The sequence below is a fragment of the Streptomyces sp. NPDC051105 genome, from assembly GCF_040682795.1.
In the GTDB taxonomy this organism is placed as follows: domain Bacteria; phylum Actinomycetota; class Actinomycetes; order Streptomycetales; family Streptomycetaceae; genus Streptomyces.
The window spans coordinates 535,524-559,551 of sequence record NZ_JBFBBR010000004.1; the positions used below are offsets into that span (position 1 = coordinate 535,524).

26 protein-coding genes and 1 pseudogene are annotated in these 24,028 nt (G+C 71.8%); 10 read left to right on the forward strand and 17 right to left on the reverse strand.

Annotated elements, in window-relative coordinates; genetic code table 11:
• Positions 1-22: 22 nt before the first annotated feature.
• The 5 genes and pseudogenes from AB0N16_RS13165 to AB0N16_RS13185 form a co-directional block, all read right to left on the reverse strand.
• Complete coding sequence (locus AB0N16_RS13165) at positions 23-991, reverse strand: aliphatic sulfonate ABC transporter substrate-binding protein (protein ID WP_365796013.1); 969 nt, start codon at positions 989-991, stop codon at positions 23-25.
• On the reverse strand, positions 988-1,704 hold the full coding sequence (locus tag AB0N16_RS13170) for an ABC transporter ATP-binding protein (RefSeq protein WP_365796015.1): 717 nt from the start codon (positions 1,702-1,704) through the stop codon (positions 988-990). The genes AB0N16_RS13165 and AB0N16_RS13170 overlap by 4 nt, the downstream gene beginning before the upstream one ends.
• Positions 1,705-1,709: 5 nt before the next feature.
• Positions 1,710-2,576 (reverse strand): ABC transporter permease, encoded by an 867-nt coding sequence (locus AB0N16_RS13175; protein WP_365796017.1) that lies wholly within the window; start codon positions 2,574-2,576, stop codon positions 1,710-1,712.
• Positions 2,577-2,818: 242 nt separating this feature from the next.
• Positions 2,819-3,661, reverse strand: a pseudogene (locus AB0N16_RS13180) (sulfurtransferase); the annotation flags it as partial.
• On the reverse strand, positions 3,658-4,353 hold the full coding sequence (locus AB0N16_RS13185; RefSeq protein WP_365796019.1) for a lysophospholipase: 696 nt from the start codon (positions 4,351-4,353) through the stop codon (positions 3,658-3,660). The gene AB0N16_RS13185 and the pseudogene AB0N16_RS13180, both read right to left, overlap by 4 nt.
• 385 nt (positions 4,354-4,738) lie before the next feature.
• On the opposite strand from AB0N16_RS13185, the gene AB0N16_RS13190 reads away from it, so the two are divergent.
• Positions 4,739-5,629 carry a LysR family transcriptional regulator gene (locus AB0N16_RS13190; RefSeq protein WP_365796021.1) on the forward strand — a complete coding sequence of 297 codons (891 nt, stop codon included), beginning with the start codon at positions 4,739-4,741 and terminating at the stop codon, positions 5,627-5,629.
• Here the strand turns inward: AB0N16_RS13190 and AB0N16_RS13195 are convergent.
• Both AB0N16_RS13195 and AB0N16_RS13200 read right to left on the reverse strand, forming a co-directional pair.
• Positions 5,613-5,957 (reverse strand): hypothetical protein, encoded by a 345-nt coding sequence (locus AB0N16_RS13195; protein ID WP_365796023.1) that lies wholly within the window; start codon positions 5,955-5,957, stop codon positions 5,613-5,615. The genes AB0N16_RS13190 and AB0N16_RS13195 overlap by 17 nt on opposite strands.
• An 86-nt stretch (positions 5,958-6,043) precedes the next feature.
• Positions 6,044-6,988: a helix-turn-helix domain-containing protein gene (locus AB0N16_RS13200; RefSeq protein WP_365796025.1), complete on the reverse strand. Its 945-nt coding sequence runs from the start codon at positions 6,986-6,988 to the stop codon at positions 6,044-6,046.
• 101 nt (positions 6,989-7,089) lie between these two features.
• On the opposite strand from AB0N16_RS13200, the gene AB0N16_RS13205 reads away from it, so the two are divergent.
• Positions 7,090-8,517 carry an MFS transporter gene (locus tag AB0N16_RS13205; RefSeq protein WP_365796027.1) on the forward strand — a complete coding sequence of 476 codons (1,428 nt, stop codon included), beginning with the start codon at positions 7,090-7,092 and terminating at the stop codon, positions 8,515-8,517.
• A 7-nt stretch (positions 8,518-8,524) separates the two neighbouring features.
• Here the strand turns inward: AB0N16_RS13205 and AB0N16_RS13210 are convergent, their stop codons facing one another.
• A complete protein-coding gene (locus AB0N16_RS13210) occupies positions 8,525-10,786 on the reverse strand; it encodes a SpoIIE family protein phosphatase (RefSeq protein ID WP_365796029.1) in 2,262 nt (753 codons plus the stop codon).
• A 290-nt stretch (positions 10,787-11,076) separates the two neighbouring features.
• Here AB0N16_RS13210 and AB0N16_RS13215 point away from each other — a divergent pair, with 290 nt between their 5' ends.
• From AB0N16_RS13215 to AB0N16_RS13225, 3 genes are all read left to right on the forward strand, one after another.
• Positions 11,077-11,295 carry a hypothetical protein gene (locus AB0N16_RS13215; protein WP_365796031.1) on the forward strand — a complete coding sequence of 73 codons (219 nt, stop codon included), beginning with the start codon at positions 11,077-11,079 and terminating at the stop codon, positions 11,293-11,295.
• Positions 11,296-11,356: 61 nt separating this feature from the next.
• Positions 11,357-12,499, forward strand: a complete 1,143-nt coding sequence (locus tag AB0N16_RS13220; protein ID WP_365796209.1) for a serine hydrolase domain-containing protein — start codon at positions 11,357-11,359, stop codon at positions 12,497-12,499.
• 186 nt (positions 12,500-12,685) lie between these two features.
• Positions 12,686-13,120, forward strand: coding sequence for a hypothetical protein (locus AB0N16_RS13225; RefSeq protein WP_365796033.1), 435 nt, complete (start codon positions 12,686-12,688; stop codon positions 13,118-13,120).
• Here AB0N16_RS13225 and AB0N16_RS13230 read toward each other — a convergent pair.
• Both AB0N16_RS13230 and AB0N16_RS13235 read right to left on the reverse strand, forming a co-directional pair.
• A complete protein-coding gene (locus tag AB0N16_RS13230; RefSeq protein WP_365796034.1) occupies positions 13,107-13,703 on the reverse strand; it encodes a TetR family transcriptional regulator in 597 nt (198 codons plus the stop codon). The genes AB0N16_RS13225 and AB0N16_RS13230 overlap by 14 nt on opposite strands.
• Before the next feature lie 26 nt (positions 13,704-13,729).
• The gene (locus AB0N16_RS13235; protein ID WP_365796211.1) at positions 13,730-14,746 is read right to left on the reverse strand and encodes an aldo/keto reductase; all 1,017 of its coding nucleotides are present in this window, start codon (positions 14,744-14,746) and stop codon (positions 13,730-13,732) included.
• 160 nt (positions 14,747-14,906) lie between these two features.
• On the opposite strand from AB0N16_RS13235, the gene AB0N16_RS13240 reads away from it, so the two are divergent.
• A complete protein-coding gene (locus tag AB0N16_RS13240) occupies positions 14,907-15,953 on the forward strand; it encodes a chitinase (protein WP_365796036.1) in 1,047 nt (348 codons plus the stop codon).
• A 138-nt stretch (positions 15,954-16,091) separates the two neighbouring features.
• Here the strand turns inward: AB0N16_RS13240 and AB0N16_RS13245 are convergent, their stop codons facing one another.
• Positions 16,092-17,474, reverse strand: a complete 1,383-nt coding sequence (locus AB0N16_RS13245) for a glycine--tRNA ligase (RefSeq protein ID WP_362565860.1) — start codon at positions 17,472-17,474, stop codon at positions 16,092-16,094.
• A 185-nt stretch (positions 17,475-17,659) separates the two neighbouring features.
• On the opposite strand from AB0N16_RS13245, the gene AB0N16_RS13250 reads away from it, so the two are divergent.
• From AB0N16_RS13250 to AB0N16_RS13265, 4 genes are all read left to right on the forward strand, one after another.
• A complete protein-coding gene (locus tag AB0N16_RS13250) occupies positions 17,660-18,616 on the forward strand; it encodes a metal ABC transporter substrate-binding protein (protein ID WP_365796038.1) in 957 nt (318 codons plus the stop codon).
• A gap of 11 nt (positions 18,617-18,627) precedes the next feature.
• The gene (locus tag AB0N16_RS13255; RefSeq protein ID WP_365796040.1) at positions 18,628-19,392 is read left to right on the forward strand and encodes a metal ABC transporter ATP-binding protein; all 765 of its coding nucleotides are present in this window, start codon (positions 18,628-18,630) and stop codon (positions 19,390-19,392) included.
• Entirely contained in the window at positions 19,392-20,294 is a 903-nt protein-coding gene (locus tag AB0N16_RS13260) for a metal ABC transporter permease (protein WP_365796042.1), read from the forward strand. Before AB0N16_RS13255 ends, AB0N16_RS13260 begins: the two co-directional genes overlap by 1 nt.
• Before the next feature lie 61 nt (positions 20,295-20,355).
• The gene (locus AB0N16_RS13265) at positions 20,356-20,778 is read left to right on the forward strand and encodes a transcriptional repressor (RefSeq protein ID WP_093503239.1); all 423 of its coding nucleotides are present in this window, start codon (positions 20,356-20,358) and stop codon (positions 20,776-20,778) included.
• Between the two features lies 1 nt (position 20,779).
• On the opposite strand, the gene AB0N16_RS13270 is transcribed toward AB0N16_RS13265, so the two are convergent.
• The 6 genes from AB0N16_RS13270 to AB0N16_RS13295 all read right to left on the reverse strand — a co-directional run bounded on the left by AB0N16_RS13270 (position 20,780) and on the right by AB0N16_RS13295 (position 23,988).
• Positions 20,780-21,319, reverse strand: a complete 540-nt coding sequence (locus tag AB0N16_RS13270) for a YcxB family protein (RefSeq protein WP_365796044.1) — start codon at positions 21,317-21,319, stop codon at positions 20,780-20,782.
• A 23-nt stretch (positions 21,320-21,342) separates the two neighbouring features.
• Complete coding sequence (locus AB0N16_RS13275) at positions 21,343-21,873, reverse strand: hypothetical protein (protein ID WP_365796046.1); 531 nt, start codon at positions 21,871-21,873, stop codon at positions 21,343-21,345.
• Positions 21,874-21,958: 85 nt separating this feature from the next.
• Complete coding sequence (locus AB0N16_RS13280) at positions 21,959-22,798, reverse strand: isoprenyl transferase (RefSeq protein WP_365796048.1); 840 nt, start codon at positions 22,796-22,798, stop codon at positions 21,959-21,961.
• A 17-nt stretch (positions 22,799-22,815) separates the two neighbouring features.
• Positions 22,816-23,565: a DNA repair protein RecO gene (gene recO, locus AB0N16_RS13285; RefSeq protein WP_351691460.1), complete on the reverse strand. Its 750-nt coding sequence runs from the start codon at positions 23,563-23,565 to the stop codon at positions 22,816-22,818.
• Positions 23,562-23,714, reverse strand: coding sequence for a hypothetical protein (locus tag AB0N16_RS13290; RefSeq protein ID WP_365796050.1), 153 nt, complete (start codon positions 23,712-23,714; stop codon positions 23,562-23,564). Before AB0N16_RS13290 ends, recO begins: the two co-directional genes overlap by 4 nt.
• Before the next feature lie 49 nt (positions 23,715-23,763).
• On the reverse strand, positions 23,764-23,988 hold the full coding sequence (locus AB0N16_RS13295) for a hypothetical protein (protein ID WP_365796219.1): 225 nt from the start codon (positions 23,986-23,988) through the stop codon (positions 23,764-23,766).
• Positions 23,989-24,028: the final 40 nt, after the last annotated feature.

The following is a 24,028-nucleotide window of genomic DNA, read 5'->3' on the forward strand; positions in this document are numbered from 1 at the left end:
GTGGACTCCTGTGTCGTAAAAGTCACTTGAGGAGAGAGGTGTCGGCGGACTTCGCCACGTCGACGTTCGGGTCGAGGACGCCGATGCCGTTCATGAGGTCGGCGACGCCCTGGACGGTCTTGTTCACGTCGGAGGTGACCGGCAGCACCTGGCTGTACGCGGCGGAGGCAAGCGTCCTGGCGACGGAGGCGTCGGCGCCGTTGCGCTGCTCGATGGCCTTCGCGTACGCGTCCTGGTGCGTGCTGGTCCACTTCAGCGCCGTACCGAGCCGCTTGAGGAAGTCAGCCAGCGCGGCCTTCTTCGAGGTGTCGGCGAGTGCCTTGTCGGAGGCGTTGACGAAGCCGACGCCGCTGACCCGGCCGTCCGCCCCGTCGACGAGCAGCCTGCCGCCCTGCTCCAGGCCGACGGCCTGGTAGACACCGAAGGTGGCCCAGATCCTGACCTTCCCGGAGGCGAAGGCGGCCTGCGCGTCGGTCGGCAGCAGGTACTGCACCTGGACGTCCTTGTAGCTGAGCCCGTTCTGCTTGAGGACGTTGGCGAGCAGGTACTCCGCGACGCTGCCCCTGGCAGAGGAGACGACCACCTTCTGGCCCTTGAGGTCCTTGACGCTGTCGATGCCGGAGTCCTTGCGGACGACGATGCCGACGTGCGTGCCGTCGTTCTTGAGGGCGGCGATGTTCTTGATCTTCACCCCGCCGCTGAGCGCCTGCAGGGCGGGCAGGTCGGCCGAGTAGCCGGTGTCGGCGGCGCCCGCCTGCACGGCCTGGTAGAGCGGGGCCGCACCCTCGAACTCGGCCCATTTCACCTTGTACTCGGCGCCCTTGAGGGCGTCGGAGGCGGCGATGATGGTCTGGAGGGTCTTGGCCTGGTCGCCGATGGTGAGGGTGACCTGCCGGCCGGCGGAGGTGTCCGCCGAGGAGTCGGCGCCGCAGGCGCTCAGCGCCAGCAGGGCGGTCATGCTCAGGGTGGCGGCGGCGATTCTGCGGATCACGACGGGGTTCCTTCCAGGGTGCGGGTCACGCCGAGCCAGGTCAGCAGGCGGGCGCGCAGGGTCACGAACTCGAGGGTGGTCAGGTCGCGGGGGCGGGGCAGGTCGACGGTGAGCTCGTGGGCGATTCGGCCGTCGTCCATGACCAGCACCCGGTCGGCGAGCAGCAGGGCCTCCTCCACGTCATGGGTGACCAGCAGGACCGCGCAGCCGTGCGACTGCCAGAGTTCGGCGACGAGTTGCTGGACCTTGCCCCGGGTGAGGGCGTCGAGGGCACCGAACGGCTCGTCCAGGAGCAGCAGTTCGGGCTCCCGGACCAGGGCGCGGGCCAGCGAGACGCGTTGCGCCTGGCCGCCGGAGAGGGTCTTCGGCCACACCCCGGCACGGTCCGCGATGCCCACCTCGTCCAGCGCCTTCGCGGCGAGCGCCCGGTCGGGGCGGCCCGGCAGGCCGAGGACGACGTTGCGCCACACCTTCAGCCAGGGCAGCAGCCGCGGCGACTGGAACGCGGCACTGCGCCGCGCGGGCACGGTCACCTCGCCGCCGATCTCGTCGTCGAGGCCGGCGAGGATCCGCAGCAGCGTCGACTTGCCGCAGCCGCTGTGCCCGAGCAGGGCCACGAACTCGCCCTCCCGGATGTCGAGATCGAGGTCGTGCAGCACGGTGTTGCCGTCGAAGGACCGGGAAAGTCCGCGTGTCTCCACGCTGTTGGCCATGACGCTCACGCCTCGCCCTCGAAGTTGGCCCGCCAGGTCAGCAGCCGGCGCGACAGGATCCGTACGGCGAAGTCGCAGACCAGCCCGAGCAGGGCGTACACGACGAGGCAGAGCACGATCACGTCCGTGCGGAAGTACTGCTGGGCGTTGCTCATCAGATAGCCGAGGCCCGCGTCCGCGTTGATCTGCTCGGCGAAGACCAGCGCCAGCCAGGCCGTCGACAGGGCGTACCGGAGCCCCACGAGGGCGCCGGGCAGTGCGCTCGGCAGGATCACGTACGTGATGAGGCCGAGCCGGCCGAGCCCCATCATGCGGGCGGCCTCGACGAGTTGGGCGTCGGTGGAGCGGATGCCACCGTAGATGTTGAAGTACAGGGGGTAGGTCACGCCGAGGGCGACCAAGGCGATCTTCGGGGTCTCCTCGATGCCGAACCAGACGATGAACAGCGGGATCAGACCCACCCAGGGGATCGCCCGGAACATGCCCATCGAGGAGTCGATGACGTCCTCGCCGAGCCGGAACAGCCCGGCCAGCAGAGAGAGGACGAGGGCGACGGTGGCGCCGATGAGGAAGCCGATGGCGGCCCGGCGGCCCGAGGCGGCGATGGCGCGGGGCAGTTCGCCGTCCTTGGTCAGGTCGACGGCCTGCTTGATCACGTCCACCGGTGAGGCGAGCACGGACTCGGGGAGGACGCCGGTGGCCGAGGCCAGGAACCAGAGCAGGACCAGGCCGACGGGTCCGGCGGCGCGGCGCACGGAACGGGGCACGGCCGGCCGACGGCCCTGCCGGACGGTACCGCGGATCGTTACCCGACCGGCGGGGGGCGCGGCCTGCGGCGCGGGTACGGCGGCCTTCAGCGATTCGGTCGTCATGAGGAACCCCCCACGGCAGAAGGCGATCCGGACGGCAAGGGACCGGCAGGCGGGGGGCTGGACGGCGACGGACCGGACGGCAAGGGACCGGCAGGCGGGGGGCTGGACGGCGACGGACCGGACGGCAAGGGACCGGCAGGCGGGGGGCTGGACGGCGACGCACCGGACGGCAAGGCGCCGGACGCCGACGGCCCGGATGGCAGGGCGCCGGACGCCGACGGACCGGACGACACAGACCCGGACGGCAGGGGTCCGGTCGCGGCCGGGCGGTCCGGGTCGGCGGACCAGGCGGACCAGGAGCCGGGGAACAGGACCGCCTCGAACCCGGCGATCTCCAGCGCGGCGATCTGGTGGGCGGCGGTGACCCCGGAGCCGCAGTAGACGCCGACCCGCGTGCCCGCGTCCGCGCCGGCCCTCTCGAACCGCTCGCGCAGCGCGCCGGCCGGCAGGAAGGTGCCGTCGGCCGCGAGGTTCTCGCCGGTCGGCACGGACACCGCCCCCGGGATGTGCCCGGCACGCGGGTCCACCCGCTCGACCTCGCCCCGGTACCGTTCGCCGGCACGCGCGTCCAGCAGCAGCCCGGTGGCGGCGAGTTCGGCGGCGCCGTCGGCGTCCGTCACGGGCAGCGCACCGGCCCGGAGTACGACGTCTCCGGGCGCCGGAGCGGCGGGGATCCCGGTCTCCAGCGGCAGTCCGGCCGCCCGCCAGGCACCCAGGGCCCCGTCGAGGAGCGTGACGTCGGTGATCCCCGCGTACCGCAGCAGCCACCAGGCCCGTGCGGCCGCCGTGTTGCCCAGGTCGTCGTGGACCACGACGCGCCGGCCCTGCCGGACGCCCCAGCGCCGTGCCGCCGCCTGCAAAGCGGCGAGGTCGGGCAGCGGGTGCCGGCCACCCCGCGGCGAAGGCGGCGCGGCCAGCTCGGTGTCGAGGTCGACGTACACCGCGCCCGGGATGTGGCCGTCGGCGTAGTGGTCCCGGCCGTGCGGGTCGCCCAGCGCCCAGCGGACGTCGAGGACGGTGGGCGGCCGGCCGGAGTCGAGCAGCTCGCGCAGTTCGGCGACGGTGGTCGTGACCGGGCGGCTCATGCGAGGCCCTCCGCGATCAGGGGCAGCTCGGGCGAGAGCCGCAGCCGTTCCAGGAACAGCACGACGGTAGCGGCTGCCGTGCGGTGCAGGGCGTCGTTGAGGACGTCGTGGCGGCCGTCGGCGAACTCCACCAGGTGCGCCGGGGAGCCGGCGTAGGCCGCGCGGGCCGCCGCCAGGGGGCTGACCACGTCGTCCTTGCCGTGCAGGGCCAGCACCGGCACCGTTACCCGGTCCCAGGGCAGGTCGGGGAGGTCGGGGGTCTCGTCCAGGGCGCCGCGCCGGAAGGCGGGATCGCCGGTCAGCCGGGCCTGGTGGGTGGGGCAGCCGGTGCGCGCCTCGATCTCCGTCTCCCAGCCGCCCGCCGTCCAGGGCCCGGTGGGCAGTCCGGCCAGGATCAGGGCGTCGACGCCGGGGGCCGGTTCGGCGGCCAGCCGTACGGCGTGGCGGGCGCCGGTGTCCGAGCCGAGCAGCACCTTGGGGCCGGGCAGTGACTCGTCCGAGAGGAGTTTGGCGGCCTCGTCGAGGACCGCCGGATCGGCGACCGGGTCGCCGAGGGCGCGGACGCGGTAGGCGTCGAAGGCGAGCCGGCGGCCGAACCGCTCGTACACACCGCCGTGTTCGCCTCGGCCGGCCAGCACGATCAGCGTGCCGCGTGCGGCGAGGCCTTCGGGTTCGTCCCAGGAGAAGGGCATGAGGGGGCAACTCCCGTTCCGGAGCAGGAGGAGGAAAAGGGGGAAGAGGAGGGAAGCGGAGGGAAGCGGAGGGAAGCGGAGGGAAGAGAAGGGGGGCGAGGGTAGGAGAAGGGAGGAGAGGCGGCCGTCACCGGCACGTGTCAGTCACGCGGCAGGCTCGGTGGGGGCGGCGGGAAGACGCGCGTACGCGCGGGTGATTCAGCGACAGCGGGCGCTGCACGCCACGCCGAAGTCGATGACTCGGCGCTGCGTCAGAAGGGCAGCCGTGGCGGTCGCGTACATGCGTCCATCATGACCGGCGGTGACCGAACGCGTCCAACGATGATTCCGCATCGAAACCGATCAGGGATCGCGATCGGTTGAGTGAGCGGCTACCGTCACCGGTATGCCCCGCCCCGTCCTCGACATCGTGGCCCTGCGCAGCCTGACCGCGGTGGCCGACTGCGGCGGCTTCCACCGTGCCGCCCGCGCGCTCGCCCTCAGCCAGTCGGCGGTGAGCCAGCATGTGCGCAGACTGGAGAAGACGCTGGGGCACCCCGTGGTCGAACGCGAGGGGCGCGGCACCCGTTTCACGCCCGAGGGGCGCCTGCTGCTCGAACAGGCCCGGCGGATCCTGGCCGTCCACGACGAGGCCGTGCGCGTGCTCCTGGACGCGGACGGCGAAACGGTCACCATCGGCTCCACCGAGCACGCGGCCGACCAGTTCCTGCCCCGTCTGACCGCCGCCGTCCAGGAGGTGCGGCCCGGCTGCCGGGTCCGCTACCGCATCGACCGCTCCGCGCGCCTGGTGGAGGCGGTCGAGCGGGGCAGTGTCGACGTGGCGGTGTACGTCACCGAGGCCGCCGCCACCGAGGGCACCCCCGTCGGCGGGCTCCCGCTCTCCTGGCACGCCACCCCCGGCTGGCAGCGGCCCGACGCGCCCTCCCCCGTCCCGCTGGTCGCCATCGAGGAGCCCTGCGCCATCCGCCACCGGGCCATCGCCACCCTCGCCGCCCACGGCGTCCCCGCCACGGTCGTCGGCGACGCCGGCTATCTCGCGGGCGTCCTCGACATCGCCCGCACCGGCCAGGGCGTCGCGCTCATCGCCGCGGTCGGCGCGGCCCCGGACGGCCTGACCCGGTACGGCGGCCTGCCCGCCGTCACCCCCATCCCGATGAGCGCCCTCGCCCGCCCCGGCGCCGACCCCACGACCGTACGGGCCGCGTTCGCCGCCGCGCGCGAACTGCTCGGCGGTGGCGGCCCGGGGGCGGCCCCGGGTGTCACGGGGAGTGGATAGCGCGGCGCTGCCGGGCGAGGACGGCCTCGCGCAGGGCGCCCAGGGCCAGGGCCTGCAGCAGCGCCGACACGACGATCATGCCGACGAAGAACCAGTCCGGCGCAGCCGTGTCCCAGGCCGTCCTGCCGAGCGCCGAGACGAGCGGGAACGCGGGGAAGGTGACCAGCGGCGGCCACAGCCAGGCGAATTCCTGGTCCGGGCCGTCGGCGGCGGCGAGGGAGTCGGCCGCCGCCTTGGCGACGACGACGGCGACCACGGCGAGATAGGCCACCGAGACCCGGTTGGCGACCGTCAGCCGGACAAGGGTGCGCACAGGGCCGGTTGTCATCGGTCGTCCCCCCGGGGCCGGTCGTCGGTTCCTCTTCCTCAGTGAATGGTCGGCCGACGGCGGCGCGCTGTCCTGAGTACCCGTACTCAGTCCTGCCCGGCGGAGGCCAGCGCGTACAACTCCGCCAGCCGTTCCCGCGACTCCTCGTCCGTCGGTGTGTAGGTCACCATGCGCGCCCCGGTCTCGCGGTTCAGCCACAGATCCGTGTGGTCCAGAGAGAGAAAGCCGACGTACGGGTTGAGGAACTGCTTGGTCCGGGTGCGCGGGTCCACCACCTCGTAGCGCTCCCAGTTCGCGCGGAACTCCGCGGACTCCGCCGTCAGTCGCTTGACCAGCATCTTCCAGGCGGGCTCGCCGAGATGACCGGCCATCGAGGCACGGAGTTTCGCGGCCATCAGACGGCGGGTCTCCTCCAGGTGCACGATCGAGCGGCGCCACTCGGGGTGGGTGTAGACGAGGATCATGCAGTTGCGGTCCTCGGGCGGGACCGCTTCCAGGTCACCCATCAGACGGGCGTAGGTGCGGTTGTAGGCGAGGATGTCGTAACGGCTGTTCTGGATGCAGGCCGGGAAGGGCTCCAGGGCGCGCAGCATCTGATGCAGCGCCGGGGTGACGCCCGTGCAGCTCGCGGCCGGGGTCGGGTCGACGGCACCGGCCAGCTGGAAGAGGTGGGCACGCTCGCTGCCGTCGAGCAGGAGGGCGCGGGCGAGGGCGTCCAGGACCTGCACGGAGACCTGGATGTCCCGGGCCTGTTCCAGCCAGGTGTACCAGGTCACGCCGACCGCGGAGAGGTGCGCGACCTCCTCGCGGCGCAGGCCGGGCGTGCGGCGGCGGGCGCCGTGCGGCAGGCCCACCTGCTCCGGGGAGATCCGCTCCCGGCGGCTGCGCAGGAACACGGCGAGTTCGCTGCGCCGGATGCCGGCACTGCGGTTCGCCTGGGCGGGCGCGGTCGCCCTCGCCGTCCACCGCTCCGGCGCGGTCCCCCTCGCCGGCGCCGTCGCGCGAACCGCGTCATGGGCCGAGGTCGTCATGGCTCCAGCCTGCCCCTCCGCGGATCCTGTTGCCAGGTACTTCTTCTACCAGGATAAGAAGACTCTGGTACCACTCTGAGTGCCGCAGCAGGCTCAGGACCATGACCGAAACCGTCACCACTCCGGCCGTACGGTCCCCGTCCGCGCCACCCGCGCTCGGCGGGCCCGGACTGTTCACCGTCCTGCTGGCCGCGGCCCTGCCCCTCGTCGACTTCTTCATCGTCAATGTCGCCCTGCCCACCATCGGAACCGATCTGCACGCCGGCGAGGCGGTCCTGGAACTCGTCGTCGCCGGGTACGGCGTCGCCTACGCCGTGCTGCTCGTGCTCGGCGGCCGGCTCGGCGACCTGTTCGGGCGCCGCCGGCTCTTCCTCGCCGGCATGGCCGCCTTCGGCCTGACCTCGCTGGCCTGCGGACTCGCGCCCGGCGCCTGGTCGCTGGTGGCCGCCCGGGTCGCCCAGGGCGCCGCGGCCGCCGCGATGCTCCCGCAGGTCCTCGCCACCATCCAGGCCGCCACCAGCGGCGGCCGCCGCGCCAAGGCCATGAGCCTGTACGGCGCCACCGCCGGCCTTTCGATGGTCGCCGGGCAGATACTCGGCGGGGTGCTGGTCGCCGCCGACCTCGCGGGCACCGGCTGGCGCGCCGTGTTCCTCGTCAACGTGCCGGTCGTGGTCGTCGGGCTGGTGCTCGGCGCGCGGTTCGTGCCGGAGACGCGGTCGCAGAAGCCCGAGCCCGTCGACGGACCCGGCACCGTCCTGCTCGCCCTCTCCCTGCTGACCCTGCTCGCCCCGCTCACCGAGGGCCGGGCGGCGGGCTGGCCGCTGTGGACCTGGCTGTCGCTGGCCGCGTTCCCGGGGGTGGCGTCCGCCTTCTACGCCGTGGAGCGCCGCGCCGACCGGGCCGGCCGTACCCCGCTGGTCCCGCCGAGCCTGTTCGAACTCGCCTCGCTGCGCCGCGGTCTGGTGATGATGGTGCCGTTCTCCATCGGCTTCAGCGGGTTCATGTTCGTGATCGCCGTGGCCCTGCAGAGCGGGGAGCGGATGGACCCGGTCCCGGCGGGGCTGGCGCTCGCGCCGATGGCCGTCGCCTTCCTGTTCGTGTCGCTGGCCGGGCCGCGGCTGATCGCCCGGTACGGCAGCCGGGTGGTGTCCGCCGGGTCCGTGCTCCAGGGGATCGGTATCGTCCTCATCATGCTGGCCGCCTGGCGGGACTGGCCGCACCTGGACTTCGCCGGGCTGCTCCCCGGGGTCGCGGTCGCCGGGGCCGGTCAGGCCCTCCAACTCCCCAACGTGCTGCGGCTGGTGATGTCGGAGGTGCCGGCCGCGCGGGCCGGCGTCGGCAGCGGCGTGATGGTCACCACGCAGCAGTCCGCCCTGGCCCTGGGCGTGGCCACCCTGGGCACCCTGTTCCTCTCCCTGGTCCCGCACCAGGGCACCCGGGACGCCCTGGTCATCACGCTGCTGGCGCAGCTGGGTCTGGTGGTGCTGACCGGACTGCTCAGTCTGCGGCTGCCGCGGACGGTGCGCTGAGCGGGCCTCAGCCCGCGGGACCGCCCAGTTCGAACCACACGTTCTTGCCGGTCCCCAGCCGGGTGGTGCCCCAGCGCCGGGCCAGCCGGTTCACCAGGAACAGGCCCCGCCCGTGCTCCTCCTCGGGCGACGCCCGGCGCAGCCTGGGCAGTTGCGGCACGTCGTCGCCGACCTCGCAGCGCAGCACGTCGGTGCGCAGCAGCCGCAGGCTGATCGGGCGGGAGGCGTGCCGTACGGCGTTGGTGACGATCTCGCTGACCAACAGCTCGGCGGTGTCGGTGAGTTCCTCCAGGCCCCAGCCGGCCAGGGCCTGCCGGGTCAGTCGGCGGGCCCGGCCGGGGCTGCCGACCTCCGGATCGAAGGTCCAGTAGGCCACGTCGCTCGGCGCGATGCCGTCGAAGCGGGCGGCGAGCAGCGCGATGTCGTCGTCCCGGTCGCCCGGCCCGAGCATGTCGAGGACCTCGTCGCACAGCGCCTCCAGCGGGGGCGGCCGGTCAGGGCCGGTCAACTGGGCGGTGGCGGCGAGCCGTTCGCGCAACTGTTCGATGCCGGTCCACACGTCACGCAGCCGGGACTCGACCAGGCCGTCGGTGTACAGGAGCAGGGTCGCCCCGGCGGGGGCGTCCAGCTCGACCGCCTCGAAGTCGATGCCGCCGACGCCGATCGGGGCGCCCGGCGGCACCGCGAGGACCTCCGTCTTGCCGCCGGGGTGCAGCAGGATCGGCGGCGGATGGCCGGCGTTGGCGACCGTGATGCGGTGCGAGACCGGGTCGTAGACGACGTACAGGCAGGTCGCCATCCGGTCGGTGCCCAGCCGCTGGGCCTGCTCGTCGAGGTGGTGGAGCACCTCCTGCGGGGGCAGGTCGAGGCCGGCCAGGGTGAGCGCGGTGGTGCGCAGCTGGCCCATGACGGCGGCCGAGGTCATGGAGTGCCCCATGACGTCGCCGACGACGAGGGCCACCCGGCTGCCGGGCAGCGGGATCGCGTCGTACCAGTCGCCCCCGACGCGCGCGGTCTCGGCGGCGGGGAGATAGCGGACGGCCAGCCGGACGCCGGTGGGCCGGGGCAGGGAATGCGGCAGCATCGCGCGCTGCAGCCGGTCGGCGATGAAGGCCTCGCGGCTGTAGAGCACCGCCTTGTCGACGCCGAGCGCGGTGTGGGTGGCCAGCTGGGCGGCGACCAGGAGGTCGGCGGGCTCGAACGCCGGGCGTTCCGGGCGGCGCAGGAAGACCACCGCGCCGGTGACCCGGCGGCGGCCGCGCAGCGGGGCGAGGATCGCGTGCGTACCGGCCCAGCCGTTCAACGCGCTGTCCTCGCCGACGAGTTCGCTCAGCGCGGCCCGGGTGGCCGGGTCGTCGGCGAACACCGGCCGGACCCCGCGCAGCACCTCGGCGAGCGCGCCGCCGGGCACCACCTCGCTCCAGTCGGCCGCGTCCAGGTCGTCCTGCTCGTCGTCCACGGTCTCCGCCGGCCAGACCAGGCCCTCGGCGCCGGGGCCCTTGATCCGGTCGGTGCGGCGCAGCCGCAGCACGGCGGGTCCTGCGGGGCGTTCGTCGCCGACCGGCAGCGGGTCGCGCAGATAGACGAGGGCCGCGTCCGAGTAGGTCGGTACGGCGGCCCGGCACAGGCCGAGCACGATCTCGTCGGTGTCGAAGCCGCGGGCGATCCGGCGGGTGGCGGCGCCGACGTAGCGCAGCCGGTCCTCGTCCGGGGCCTTGGGCAGGGCGGCGGGCCGGGGCTGCGGAGCGACGGTGTCCTCGCTCACGCCGAGCGCGGCCTGTGCCGCCAGCGCGTCGGCCAGGGCGATGTCGTCCACCACGAAGTCCTCCCGGTCCATGCGCCGCAGGAACACCGCCACGCCCACGACGGCGTCGGGCGCGCGCAGCGGGGCGAGCAGGACCCTGTTCCCCTGCGGGAAGCGGGAAGCGGTCCCCAGCAGCTCACTGAGAGCCTCCTCGACGTCGTCCGGTCCTCTGCCGTGCGTTCTGCCGCACCGCAGGAACCCGGCCAGCGCGCCGTCGGACGGCACCGGGACGACGGCCGGGGGCGTGCCGCCCATCAGGCCGTCGAGTTCGGCCGGCAGTCCGTCCAGCCGCAGGCGCAACGGGCCGTCCGGGTCCCGCCGTTGCTCGGCGAGGTAGACGAACACCCCGTCCGCCAGGTCCGGGACGGTCGACAGGCACAGCTCCCTGACGACCTGGACCGTGCCCTCGGCGCGAGCGATCCGGCGGCCGGAGACGGCCAGGAAACGTTGAGGATCCGGCAGCATCGCCTCTCCGTGCCGGTGGCCGCTTCAGTTAAGGTCGCTCTCATCTTGAGCCTTGGTCAATGCCGTGTCCAGGGTTTCCGCCGGTACACCAAGTCGGGCTCGTGGTCCGAGGGTTGGTCCGGCGGCCCGGATCTGCACCGGGAACGGCCTGTCCAGCGGCGGGAACCCGGGCGGCCGGACACGGCTTGGCCAACTCGCTGTGAAGAAATCCCCGTTGATGTTGGTCGTGCTGCACACTCCTTGCGTCGACACGTGCCGAACGGCAGATCGGGCACCGACTCGGAGGCGTCATGTCACAGATCGACTCGAGCAAGGTCAGCCGCTGGGACCAGCACGGGCGGGAACACACGGTGCGGGTGGAGCGCACCGGCATCCAGCGCACGATCAGGTGTGACACCTGCGGCTGGCGGCAGAGGGCGCAGTTCCTGCCCTGGCTGAAGGCGGAGGAGCACCTGGCCGAGGCCCACCAGGCCACGGTGGACCCCGCGGGAGCCCAGCCCTCCCGATGAGTTTCCGCCGCCGGGAGAGTCGTACACACGACCGCACCCGACGGAAGGACGACCGATGACCGTGTCCCCGCTCCATGCCACCCTGCGCCGTCACGTCGAGGACGGAACGGTCCCCGGGGCAGTCGGGCTGGTCGCCCGGGGTACCGACGTCGAGGTCGTGACCGTCGGCGACCTGGATGCCGAGGGGTCCGCGCCGATGACCCGGGAGTCGATCTTCCGGATCGCGTCGATCACCAAGCCGGTCACCGCGGCGGCGGTGCTGATGCTGGTGGACGAGGGCCGGATCGGGCTCGACGACCCGGTGGCCGAGTGGCTCCCCGAGCTGGCCAAGCCGGTGGTGGTCCGGACGCCCGCGAGCCCCGTCGACGACGTCGTGCCGGCCGACCGCCCGGTCACCGTGGAGGACCTGCTCAGTTTCCGCGCCGGCTGGGGCCTTCCCGACGACTTCACGCTGCCCGCCGCGCGGGCCCTGTTCACGGTGCAGGACCACGGCCGTCCCCTCCAGGAGTGGCCGGACCCGGACACCTGGCTGAGCCTGCTCGCCCAGGTGCCGATGCTGCACCAGCCGGGCGAGGCCTGGCTGTACGGCACCTCGTCCGCCCTGCAGGGCATCCTGGTCGCCCGGGCGACCGGCGACACGTTCCCCGACTTCCTGGCGGAGCGGATCTTCGAGCCGCTGGGCATGCGGGACACGGCGTTCGACGTGCCGGCGTCGAAACGGGACCGCTTCACCTCGTCCTACGCCCCCGCCGAGGACGGCACCCCGCGCCTGACGGACACCCCGGACGGCGACTTCAGCCGCCTCCCGCGCTTCCCCTCGGGCGGCGGGGGCCTGGTCTCCACGGCCGACGACTGGCTCGCGTTCGCCCGGCTGCTGCTGAACGCGGGCGCCGCCCCGGACGGCCGCCGGCTCCTGTCCGCCACCTCGGTCAGCCGGATGACCACCAACCATCTGACGGCGACCCAGCGCGAGCGTGCCACCCTCTTCCTGGAGGGCCAGGGCTGGGGCTACGGCGGCCAGGTCGACGTCACCCCGGCCGACCCCTGGAACGTCCCCGGCCGCTACGGCTGGGTCGGCGGCACCGGCACCACCGCGCACCTGGTCCCCACCACCGGCACGGTCACGGTCCTGCTGACCCAGGTGGCCATGACGGGCCCGACCCCGAACCCGCTGATGCGGGACTTCTGGCGGGTCACGGCGTAGCTCGCGCAATACGCCGTTCGGGTGACATGGGACGTGAGCATCGCGAGGTCAGCGCACCGGCCGCCACCTGCCGCTTTACCCGGCTCCAAGGCCGTTCGCACCGCTCCCGGCGCCTTGCCGGGTCGCCGGTTCACCCGATCGGGCCAAGCCTGGAGGAGTCCTCCTCTCTCTCGACAGGAGCTCTCCATGCACCTCACTCAGCACCCGATGTCCCGTGCCCTCGCCGCCGGTGCCCTCGCCGTGTCCCTGGTCGCCGGCGGTACCGCCGGCGCCTTCGCCGCGGACGCCGCATCGAGCCCCGGCGTGGGCGCCAAGCCGACGCCGAGCCCGTCCAAGTCCACCGCGGCCTCGATCACGATCAAGGCGAACACGACATCGGTGAACGCCGGTGGCTCGGTGACCTTCACCGGCCGCACCTCCGGTCTGAAGGTCGGCTGGCCGCTGGTGCTCCAGCACCAGAAGGCCGGCAAGTGGATCCCGCTCAAGGCGACCTCGAAGATCAAGAACGGCAGCTCCTACTCGCTGACCGCGAAGCTCAACACCGTGGGCACCGAACATCTGCGGATCTCCGCGGTCGGCAAGAAGGTCTACTCGCCGGCCGTGACGGTCAAGGTGAGCTGAGGCCGCGCAGCAGCAGGTCCACCAACGAGGCGAAGTCCGCTTCGGCCTCCGGCCGCACCCACTCGCGGGCGTAGCCCGGGTCGTGGAAGCGGCCGGTGGCCTGGAAGACGACCCGGGCCGCCGCGGCGGGGTCGGCCACCGTGAAGGCACCCGTGCCGGCCCCGTCCCGGAGGATCTCGGCGAGCTGCCCGGTCAGGTCGTCGATGTGCTCGGTGACCGCCGGGCCGCTCTCGTCGGCCAGCACCATGTAGGTGGCGAACAGCTCCGGGTCGTCGCCCGCCTTGCGGCGCTTGGCGTCGAAGAGCGCCCACAGCCAGTCGCGCAGCCGCTCCTTCGGAGGCCGGTCATCGGCCACGATGACCGACAGCACCAGCGACGTGCGGTCCAGCCACCGCTTGGTCACCGCCTCGCGCAGCGCCGCCTTGGTCCGGAAGTGCCGGTAGACACTGCCGTGGCTGACGCCGAGCGCGCGGGCCACGTCCACCACGGTGGCCTTGGCCGGGCCGTGCCGGCGCAGGACCTCCTCGGTCGCCTGAAGGATGCGTTCGGCGGTGAGGGTCGGGGGCGGGGAGGTGGCTGCCATGACCTAGACGGTACCCAACGCCGACGTCAGTGCTCGGTGCCCAGGTGGGACATCTGCGCGGCGGGGTAGCGGGTGCCCGCCGCCGCGTCCGCCGGTACGGCCGCCTCGATCGCCGCCAGGTCGGCCGCGTCCAGGGTGACCTCCAGCGCCCCGAGGGACTCGGCGAGCCGCTCGCGGGTGCGGGCGCCGACGAGCGGCACGATGTCGTTGTCGTGCTGCGAGCCCCGCGAGAGCACCCAGGCGATGGCGATCTGCGCGACGGTCACGCCCTTCTCGTCGGCGATCTTGCGCAGCGCCTCGACGAGGTCGAGGTTGTGCTGGAGGTTCTCGCCCTGGAAGCGGGGCGAGAAGGCCCGGAAGTCGCCCGCGCCGAGCTGCCGGTCACGGGTGAAGTGGCCGGAGATCAGGCCCCGGGAGAGCACGCCGTACGCGGTGATGCCGATACCCAGCTCACGGGTGGTGGGCAGGATCTCCCGCTCGATGTCGCGGGTGATGATCGCGTACTCGATCTGCAGGTCGGCGATGGGGGCGGTGGCGGCGGCCCGGCGGATGTTGGCCACGCTCGCCTCACTGAGGCCGATGTGCCGGACGTACCCCTTCTCGACCAGTTCGGCGATGGCGCCGACCGTCTCCTCGATCGGCACGTCCGGGTCGACACGGGCGATCCGGTAGACGTCGATGTGGTCGACGCCGAGGCGCTGGAGGGAGTAGGCGGCGAAGTTCCTCACGGCGGCCGGGCGGCCGTCGTAGCCGCTCCAGCCACCGTCCGGGTCGCGCAGGGCGCCGAACTTGACGCTGGTCAGGGCCTTTTCACGGAGGGCGGCGGGGGCGGTGCGCAGGGCCTCGCCGATCAGCATCTCGTTGTGGCCCATGGCGTAGAAGTCACCGGTGTCGAGCAGGGTCACGCCGGCGTCGAGGGCGGCGTGGACGGTGGCGATCGACTCGGCACGGTCGGCCTCGCCGTACAACGCGGACATACCCATGCAGCCGAGGCCGAGGGCGGAGACCTGGGGGCCGGTGGATCCGAGGGTGGTGGTGTGCATCGTCATGGCTCCACCCTGGCATGACAGCTGACAGATTTCAATATCTGTCATTCCATAGCGCCCGACTGGTCCAGACCTATTGACGGGAGGTCTGGACCACGAGCATTGTCATGACTACGACATCCGTGCGCCCCACCCCGACCCCACCGGGAGGCCCCGCATGATCCGCCGCGCCCTCGCCCTGCTCGCCGCAGCGCTCGCGACCGCGACCCTCACCCAACTCCCCGCCGCCGCCCCCGCCTCCGCCGCCGACACCTGCGCGGTGAAGTCGCGGCCGGCCGGAAAGGTCCTGCAGGGCTATTGGGAGAACTGGGACGGCTCCGCCAACGGCGTCCACCCGCCCTTCGGCTGGACCCCGATCACCGACTCCCGGATCGCCGCCCACGGCTACAACGTGATCAACGCGGCCTTCCCCGTGATCCGTTCCGACGGGACGGCCCTGTGGGAGGACGGCATGGACGCGGGCGTGAAGGTGGCGACGCCCGCGGAGATGTGCGCGGCGAAGGCCGCCGGCCAGACCGTCCTGCTGTCGATCGGCGGCGCCGCGGCCGGCATCGACCTGAGCTCGTCCGCCGTGGCCGACAGGTTCGTCGCGACGATCGTCCCGATCCTCAAGAAGTACAACTTCGACGGCATCGACATCGACATCGAGACCGGCCTGGTGGGCAGCGGGTCGATCACCCAGCTCTCCACGTCGCAGGCCAACCTGGTCCGCATCATCGACGGGGTCCTCGCCCAGATGCCGGCGGGCTTCGGCCTGACGATGGCCCCGGAGACGGCGTACGTCACCGGCGGCAGCATCACCTACGGCTCGATCTGGGGCGCCTATCTGCCGATCGTCAAGAAGTACGCCGACAACGGCCGGCTGTGGTGGCTCAACATGCAGTACTACAACGGCAGCATGTACGGCTGCTCCGGCGACTCCTACTCGGCGGGCACGGTGGCCGGCTTCACTGCCCAGACCGACTGCCTCAACAAGGGCCTGGTCGTGCAGGGTACGACGATCAAGGTGCCGTACGACAAGCAGGTGCCGGGGCTGCCCGCGCAGTCGGGAGCGGGCGGCGGCTACATGTCACCGAGCCTGGTCGCCCAGGCCTGGAACCACTACGGCACGTCCCTCAAGGGCCTGATGACCTGGTCGCTCAACTGGGACGGCTCGAAGAACTGGACGTTCGGCGACAACGTGAAGGCACTGCAGCATCGCTGAGCAGAGCCACCGAACCCAAAACGCCCACCCTCCATCCGACCGAGTCGGCTGGAGGGTGGGCGAAAAGCGGCGGGACCCCGGACCTAGTGCTGGGACCGGAAGGGTTCACCGGCCCGGCAAACCTTGCCGGTTACAGCACTAGCAGCCCAGCAGGCGCCCGGCGAGGTAACCCTCGATCTGGTCCAGCGAGATCCGCTCCTGCTTCATCGAGTCACGCTCCCGGACCGTCACCGCGTTGTCCTCGAGCGTGTCGAAGTCGACGGTCACGCAGTACGGCGTACCGATCTCGTCCTGGCGGCGGTAGCGGCGGCCGATGGCGCCGGCGTCGTCGAACTCGATGTTCCAGTTCTGCCGCAGGGCGGCGGCCAGTCCCTTGGCCTTCGGGGACAGCTCGGGGTTGCGGGACAGCGGCAGGACCGCGACCTTGACCGGCGCCAGGCGGTGGTCGAGACGCAGCACCGTGCGCTTCTCCAGCTTGCCCTTGGCGTTCGGCGCCTCGTCCTCGACGTAGGCGTCGAGCAGGAACGCCAGCATCGCGCGGCCGACACCGGCCGCCGGCTCGATGACGTACGGCGTCCAGCGCTCCCCGGCCTCCTGGTCGAAGTAGGAGAGGTCCTGGCCGGAGGCCTTGGAGTGGGCACCCAGGTCGTAGTCGGTGCGGTTGGCGACACCCTCCAGCTCGCCCCACTCGTTGCCGCCGAACTGGAAGCGGTACTCGATGTCGGCGGTGCGCTTGGAGTAGTGGGAGAGCTTCTCCTTCGGGTGCTCGTACCACCGCATGTTCTCTTCACGCAGGCCCAGGCCGGTGTACCAGTTCCAGCGCTGCTCCATCCAGTACTCCTGCCACGTCTCGTCCTCGCCCGGCTTGACGAAGAACTCCATCTCCATCTGCTCGAACTCGCGGGTGCGGAAGATGAAGTTGCCGGGCGTGATCTCGTTGCGGAAGGACTTGCCCATCTGCGCGATGCCGAACGGCGGCTTGCGGCGCGAGGTGGTCTGCACCTGGGCGAAGTTGGTGAAGATGCCCTGCGCGGTCTCGGGGCGCAGGTAGGCGACCGAACCGCTGTCCTGGGTCGGGCCGAGGTGCGTCGACAGCAGACCGGAGAACTGCTTGGGCTCGGTGAACTGGCCCTTGTTGCCGCAGTTCGGGCAGTTCACATCGGCCAGGCCGTTCTCCGGGAGGCGGCCGTGCTTGGCCTCGTAGGCCTCCTCCAGGTGGTCGGCGCGGAACCGCTTGTGGCAGGCGGTGCACTCGGTCAGCGGGTCCGTGAAGGTGGCGACATGGCCGGAGGCCACCCAGACCTCCGGGGCCAGGATGACGGACGAGTCGATACCCACCACGTCCTCGCGCGACGTCACCATGTAGCGCCACCACTGACGCTTCAGGTTCTCCTTCAGCTCGACACCGAGCGGCCCGTAGTCCCAGGCGGCACGCTGTCCGCCGTAGATCTCACTGCACGGGAATACGAAGCCACGGCGCTTGCTCAGGCTGACGATGGTGTCGATCTTGTCGGCGGCCACGGTGCTCTCTTCATTACGACGACGGGCGACGAAGCGAGATGCTTCAGAGCGAATGCTTCAGGTTACCGGCGGGGGCTCCCCCTCGACCAAATCGGTCCCCCATGACGGACAGACCGCCCAGGGCTTACCGAGGTCTTGCCGGTGGTTGTTGACAACGGTTTCCATATTTGTTGAAAATGACTCTCATGAACGTACGACGCCGCCTCATACCCGCGGCCGCCGCGGCCACCGTCACCGCGCTCGGCATGGCGACCCTCACCGCCTGCGGAGGTGACGCCACGGCGGCCCAGACCGGCAAGTTCGATGTCGTCGCGTCCTTCTACCCGATGGCCTTCCTCGCCGACCGGATCGGCGGGAACCACGTCCACGTCACCAGTCTCACATCGCCCGGCCAGGAACCGCACGACCTGGAGATCAGCCCCAAGCAGATCATCGGGATCGAGAAGTCCGACGCCGTCCTCTATCTGAAGAACCTCCAGCCCTCCGTCGACGACGCCGTCGCCCAGTCCTCGGTGCGGACGAAGATCGACGCGGCCTCCCTGACCTCGCTGGAGGAGCACGGCAACGAGGTCGGCGGCCACGCGGCCACGCACGACACCTCGAAGAACGAGGAGCTGTCCGGCCTCGACCCCCACATCTGGCTGGACCCGGTCCGCTACGCCCAGGTCGCCGAGGGGGTCGGCAAGGCCTTCGAGAAGGCCGACCCGGACCACGCGGCCGACTACCGGAAGAACACCGCCGCCCTGGTCGAGAAGCTGGACGCCCTCAACACCCAGTTCAAGGACGGCCTGGCGAACACGAGGACCAAGGTCTTCATCACCACCCACGCGGCCTTCGGCTACCTCGCCGAGCGCTACGGCCTGACCGAGGAGGCCATCAACGGCCTCGACCCGGAGTCCGAGCCGAGCGCCGCCCGCGTGAAGGACCTGGAGGCCATGGCCAAGGCCGACGGCGTCAGCACCGTGTTCTACGAGACGCTCGTCAGCGACAAGACCGCGAAGACCATCGCCGCCGACGCCGGACTGAGGACGGATGTCCTCGACCCGATCGAGGGCATCACCGCCAAGTCCCGCGGCAAGGACTACTTCGCCGTCCAGGAAGCCAACCTCAAGGCCCTCCAGACGGCTCTGGGCACCAAGTGAGCGGAGACGAGATGACCACCGGCGAGCCCGTCATATCCCTGCGCGGTGTCACCGCCGAGCTGGGCTCGCGCCCTGTGCTGCGTGGCATCGACCTCACCGTGCACCGCGGTGAGGTCGTCGCGCTGCTCGGCGCGAACGGCTCCGGCAAGTCGACCGCGATCCGCACGATCATCGGCCAGGTACCGGTCAGCGGCGGCGAGATCACCCTGTTCGGGACCCCGCGCCGTACCTTCCGCGACTGGTCCCGGGTCGGCTACGTCCCGCAGCGCACCACCGCCGCGGGCGGTGTCCCCGCCACCGTCACCGAGGTCGTCTCCGCCGGCCGCCTCTCCCGCACCCGCTTCGGCCTCTTCCGCAAGGCCGACCACCAGGCGGTCCGGGACGCGCTCGGCCTGGTCGGGATGGCGGACCGGGCCAAGGACAACGTCGAGGCGCTCTCCGGCGGCCAGCACCAGCGGGTGCTGATCGCCCGCGCCCTGGTCGCCCGGCCCGAACTGCTGATCATGGACGAGCCGATGGCGGGCGTCGACCTGGCCAGCCAGGAGATCCTCGCGCGGACGCTGCGTGAGCAGGTCGAGCAGGGCACCACGGTCCTGCTGGTGCTGCACGAACTGGGCCCGCTGGAGCCGCTGATCGACCGCGCGGTCGTGCTGCGCGACGGCTGCGTCCTGCACGACGGCCCGCCGCCGCGCGCGGTCGGCCAGCACGCCCTCCCCGGCCACGACCACGTACACCCCCACGAGCACGCGCCGATCCGCACGGGACTGCTGAGCTGATGGACTTCCTGAACTACGCCTTCATGCAGCGGGCCCTGCTCGCCGCCGTCCTGGTCGGCCTCACCGCCCCCGCCATCGGCATCTACCTGGTCCAGCGCCGCCAGGCCCTGATGGGCGACGGCATCGGCCACGTGGCCATGACCGGCGTCGGCCTCGGCTTCCTGCTCTCGACCTCCCCGGTGTGGATGGCCACGGGCGTCTCCGTGCTCGGCGCGATCCTGATGGAGCTGATCCGCTGGTACGGCAGGACCCGCGGCGACATCGCCCTCGCGATGCTCTTCTACGGCGGGATGGCCGGCGGGGTGATGCTGATCAACCTCGCGCCGGGCGGCTCCAACGCCAACCTGATGTCGTACCTCTTCGGCTCGCTGTCGACGGTGTCGGAGTCGGACGTGACCGCGATCTGCGTACTCGCCGCCTTCGTCCTCCTGGTCACCCTCGGCCTGCGCCGGCAGCTGTTCGCGGTGAGCCAGGACGAGGAGTTCGCCCGGGTGACGGGCCTGCCGGTGCGGGCGCTGAACCTGCTGACGGCGATCACCGCGGCGGTCACGGTGACGGTCGCGATGCGGGTGGTGGGCCTGCTGCTGGTGTCGGCGCTGATGGTGGTCCCGGTGGCCGCCGCCCAGCAGCTCAGCCGGAGCTTCGCGGCCACGTTCGCGATCGCCGTCGCGATCGGCGTGACGGTGACGACCGGGGGCACGATCACGTCGTACTACCAGTACGTTCCGCCGGGCGCGACGATCGTGCTGCTGACGATCGCCGCGTTCATCGTGCTGAGTCTGCTGGCCGCACCGCTGGCCCGGCGACGCGCCCGCGCGGCCGCCGCGCGGCGGCCCGCCGGGGACCCGGCGGAGTGCGCGATTCCGGCCGGCCGGGGGACCGCCGACGAGGTCGGCGTCTGACCGCGCACAGTCCGGGCTGGCACAATGGCCCGGCAGAAGCAGTGAAGTGAGGAGGCAACCGGTGACGACCGCTGGACCGCCCGTGAAGGGCCGCTCGACCCGTCAGCGGGCAGCCGTGGCGGCGGCCCTGGACGAGGTCGAGGAGTTCCGCAGCGCGCAGGAACTGCACGACATGCTCAAGCACAAGGGCGACTCGGTGGGCCTCACCACGGTCTACCGCACGCTCCAGAACCTCGCCGACGCCGGCGAGGTGGACGTCCTGCGCACGTCCGACGGCGAGTCCGTCTACCGCCGTTGCTCCACGGGCGAACACCACCACCACCTGGTCTGCCGCGTGTGCGGCAAGGCGGTGGAGGTCGAGGGGCCCGCGGTCGAGAAGTGGGCGGAGGCGATCGCCGCCGAGCACGGGTACGTCAACGTCGCCCACACCGTCGAGATCTTCGGGACGTGCGCGGACTGCGCCGGGACCGCCGGGAGCTGCTGAGCTACCCGCGCGTGAGGTGCCGGTCGAGGAGCGCACGCAGCCGGTCGGCGTCGGCGGGGTCCTCGAGACCCCGTTTGGGCAGCAGCGTGAAGGCGAGCCCGCCCTTGGTGTCGCTGAACGTGATGAAGAGTTCGGGAGTCTCCCGGTAGCGGGGCTGCGCCGCCCAGTCGACGGTGGTCGAGGTGTGGTCGGTGGTCACCGTCACCCCTGACGCCGTGACGACCGTCCGGAAGACGCCGTTGCGTGCGGCCATGCGCTGCAGAGCCCGTCCCGTCAGCCACGGGAGGACCAGCAACAGGGCCACGAAGACGACGAGCCCGGCCAGCAGACCCACGTTGGCCTGCCGCCCGGTCACCAGCAGGACGGCTTGCAGGGCGGCCACCAGGGACGCCACGACGATCATCCAGTACTCCCGCCGGCCGCCCTTGCTGAACCGCCGTCGCTGTCTCCACACCGCGGCGAAGTCCCTCGCCGTCGGCACGAACTCCAACTCCACCGTGTCCGGCGTGGCATCGCGCCCCACGTTCATGTCCATGACCATGGGGCGGATCGTAGCGGTGCCGGTCAGCTCCGGTCGAAGCACTTCTCCAGCTCGTCGAGGTCGTAGAACTTGCTGCCCTTCGAGACCGGCTTGCAGCCCGCCTTGAAGGCGACCTCCTTCTCGTTGTAGAGCATCCGCACCAGGTAGTCGTCGCCCTTGCGGAAGACGTCCCACTGGATGTTGGAGGCCAGGGAGGCCACCTCGGCACCCCGCCACGGGTTGTTCGCGTACGTGTACGTCCGGCCCGGTGTCGCGGCCTTCTCGCTGCCCGGCAGCCGCATCAGCGTGGCCAGCGGGATGATCTGGAGCGCGAGGACCGTGTCGCCGTCCTCGCCGTCGGTGGCCGAGCGGGACCCGTGCCGGGAGACGTTCTCGGTGAACACGGCGGTGTACCCGGCGGGCGCCTGCTGGTAGGTGCGCGGGTTCTGCCCCGGGGAGTACACGGCCTTGGTGCCGTAACTGTCGCGGTGGGCAGGCCCGTTGTCCGTGGCGTGCGCGGGCAGCGCGGTGAGGAGCAGGGCGCCCAGGGCGAGGACAGGGGTGACACGCTTCATGAGGGACCGTTCCAGAGGCGGGAGACCGTGGGGCCTGGCATGATCTCCCGCATCCTGGACGGCTCGTGTGAACGGCGGATGGCCGTCAGTCGCCGGGGTGGTTGCCCTCCATGGCCAGCAGTTCCTCGTTGGGGATGGCGCCGCCGAACCGGCGGTCCCGGGAGGCGAACTCGAGGCAGGCGCGCCACAGGTCGCGGCGGTCGAAGTCGGGCCACAGGACGTCCTGGAAGACCATCTCGGCGTAAGCGCTCTGCCAGAGCAGGAAGTTGGAGGTGCGCTGCTCGCCGCTGGGCCGCAGGAACACGTCCACGTCCGGCATGTCCCCGTAGTACATGTGCTTCTGGATGGTCTTCTCGGTGACCTTCGACGGGTCGAGGCGGCCCGCCTTCACCTCCTCGGCGATCGACTGCACCGCGTCGGCGATCTCGGCGCGGCCGCCGTAGTTCATGCAGAAGTACAGGGTGAGCAGGTCGTTGCCCTTGGTCTGTTCCTGGGCGACCTGGAGCTCCTTGGCGACCGACTTCCACAGCCGGGGCATCCGGCCCGCCCAGCGCACCCGGATGCCGAGCTCGTCGAGCTGGTCACGGGTCTTGCGGATGAAGTCGCGGTTGAAGTTCATCAGGAAGCGGACCTCTTCGGGCGAGCGCTTCCAGTTCTCGGTGGAGAAGGCGTAGAGGGAGATGTTCCGGACGCCGATCTCGATGGAGCCCTGGAGCACGTCGAGGACGCGCTCGGCGCCGACCTTGTGCCCCTCGGTGCGCGGCAGCCCGCGCTCCTTCGCCCAGCGGCCGTTGCCGTCCATGACGATGGCCACATGGTTCGGGACCAGCTCGCCCGGGAGCTTCGGCGGGCGGGCACCGGACGGGTGTGGCTCCGGCGTCCGGTACTCGCGGCGCCGGCTCCCCAGGATCCCGCGTACGACCATGTGTTTCTCGTCTCCCTCTAGCTCTTCTCTACGTACCTGAGCGAGCGCAGCCCCCGCTCCAGGTGCCAGTGCAGATAGGCGGACACCAGCCCGCCGCCCTCCCGGACGTGCCGTGCCTCGGCCGCGTCCGCCGTCTCCCAGTCTCCCGTAAGCAGCGCGCCGAGGAGAACCAGGGTCTGCGGCGAGGGTACGACGCTGCCGGGCACCCGGCAGTCGACACAGACGCTGCCACCGGAGGCGACCGAGAAGAAACGGTTCGGGCCGGGCATTCCGCACTTGGCGCAGGAGTCGAAGCTGGGCGCGTAGCCGTTGACGGCGAGGGAGCGCAGCAGGAAGGCGTCGAGGACGAGGTGAGGTGCGTGCTCGCCGCGGGCGAGGGTCCTGAGCGCCCCCACCAGCAGCAGGTACTGCTGCACGGCCGGTTCGCCCTCGTGGTCGGTGAACCGCTCGGCGGTCTCCAGCATGGCCGTCCCGGCGGTGTACCGGGCGTAGTCGGTGACGATCCCGCCGCCGTACGGCGCGATGGTCTCGCTCTGGGTGCACAGCGGCAGCCCGCGCCCGATCAGCTCGCTCCCCCGCGCGAAGAACTGCACGTCGACATGGGAGAACGGTTCGAGCCGCGCCCCGAACTTCGACTTGGTCCGCCGCACCCCACGGGCGACGGCCCGCACCCGGCCGTGTCCGCGGGTGAGCAGGGTGATGATGCGATCCGCCTCACCGAGTTTCTGGGTCCGAAGGACGATGCCGTCGTCCCGGAAGAGACTCATCGCGCACCCACCGGAGGCTGCTGCGGGCGCGGCCCGCGGCGCGGCCGCACACGGATGCCGTGGCCCCCGTGTGGCCGCAGCATGATCCGGTCCGCCTCACCCGGCTTCTGGGTGCGCAGCACGATGCCGTCGTCGCGGAACAGGCTCATGGGCCCATTCTGCCCTGCCGTGGCAGGGGAACGGTCCGGACCGGAACCTTCAAGGCACCTCGCCGCGGCTGCGGGCGTTGACGTGGGCGGTGGCCGCGCTGAGCCGTTCGGCCTGGGTCGCGGACCGTACGGCGTCCGGGTGGGCGTCCCACTCACGCCCTCCCCCGTACGGCCTCAGCTGCACATAGGGACCCTCGTGCCCCATGACGATGCCCAGCCGTCCGGTACGGGTGTCGACGGCACAGGAGCCGACGGGGAGGTTCTTCGCGTTCACCTCACCTGGCTCCCCCGCCCCCGGGAATTTCACGCTTCGC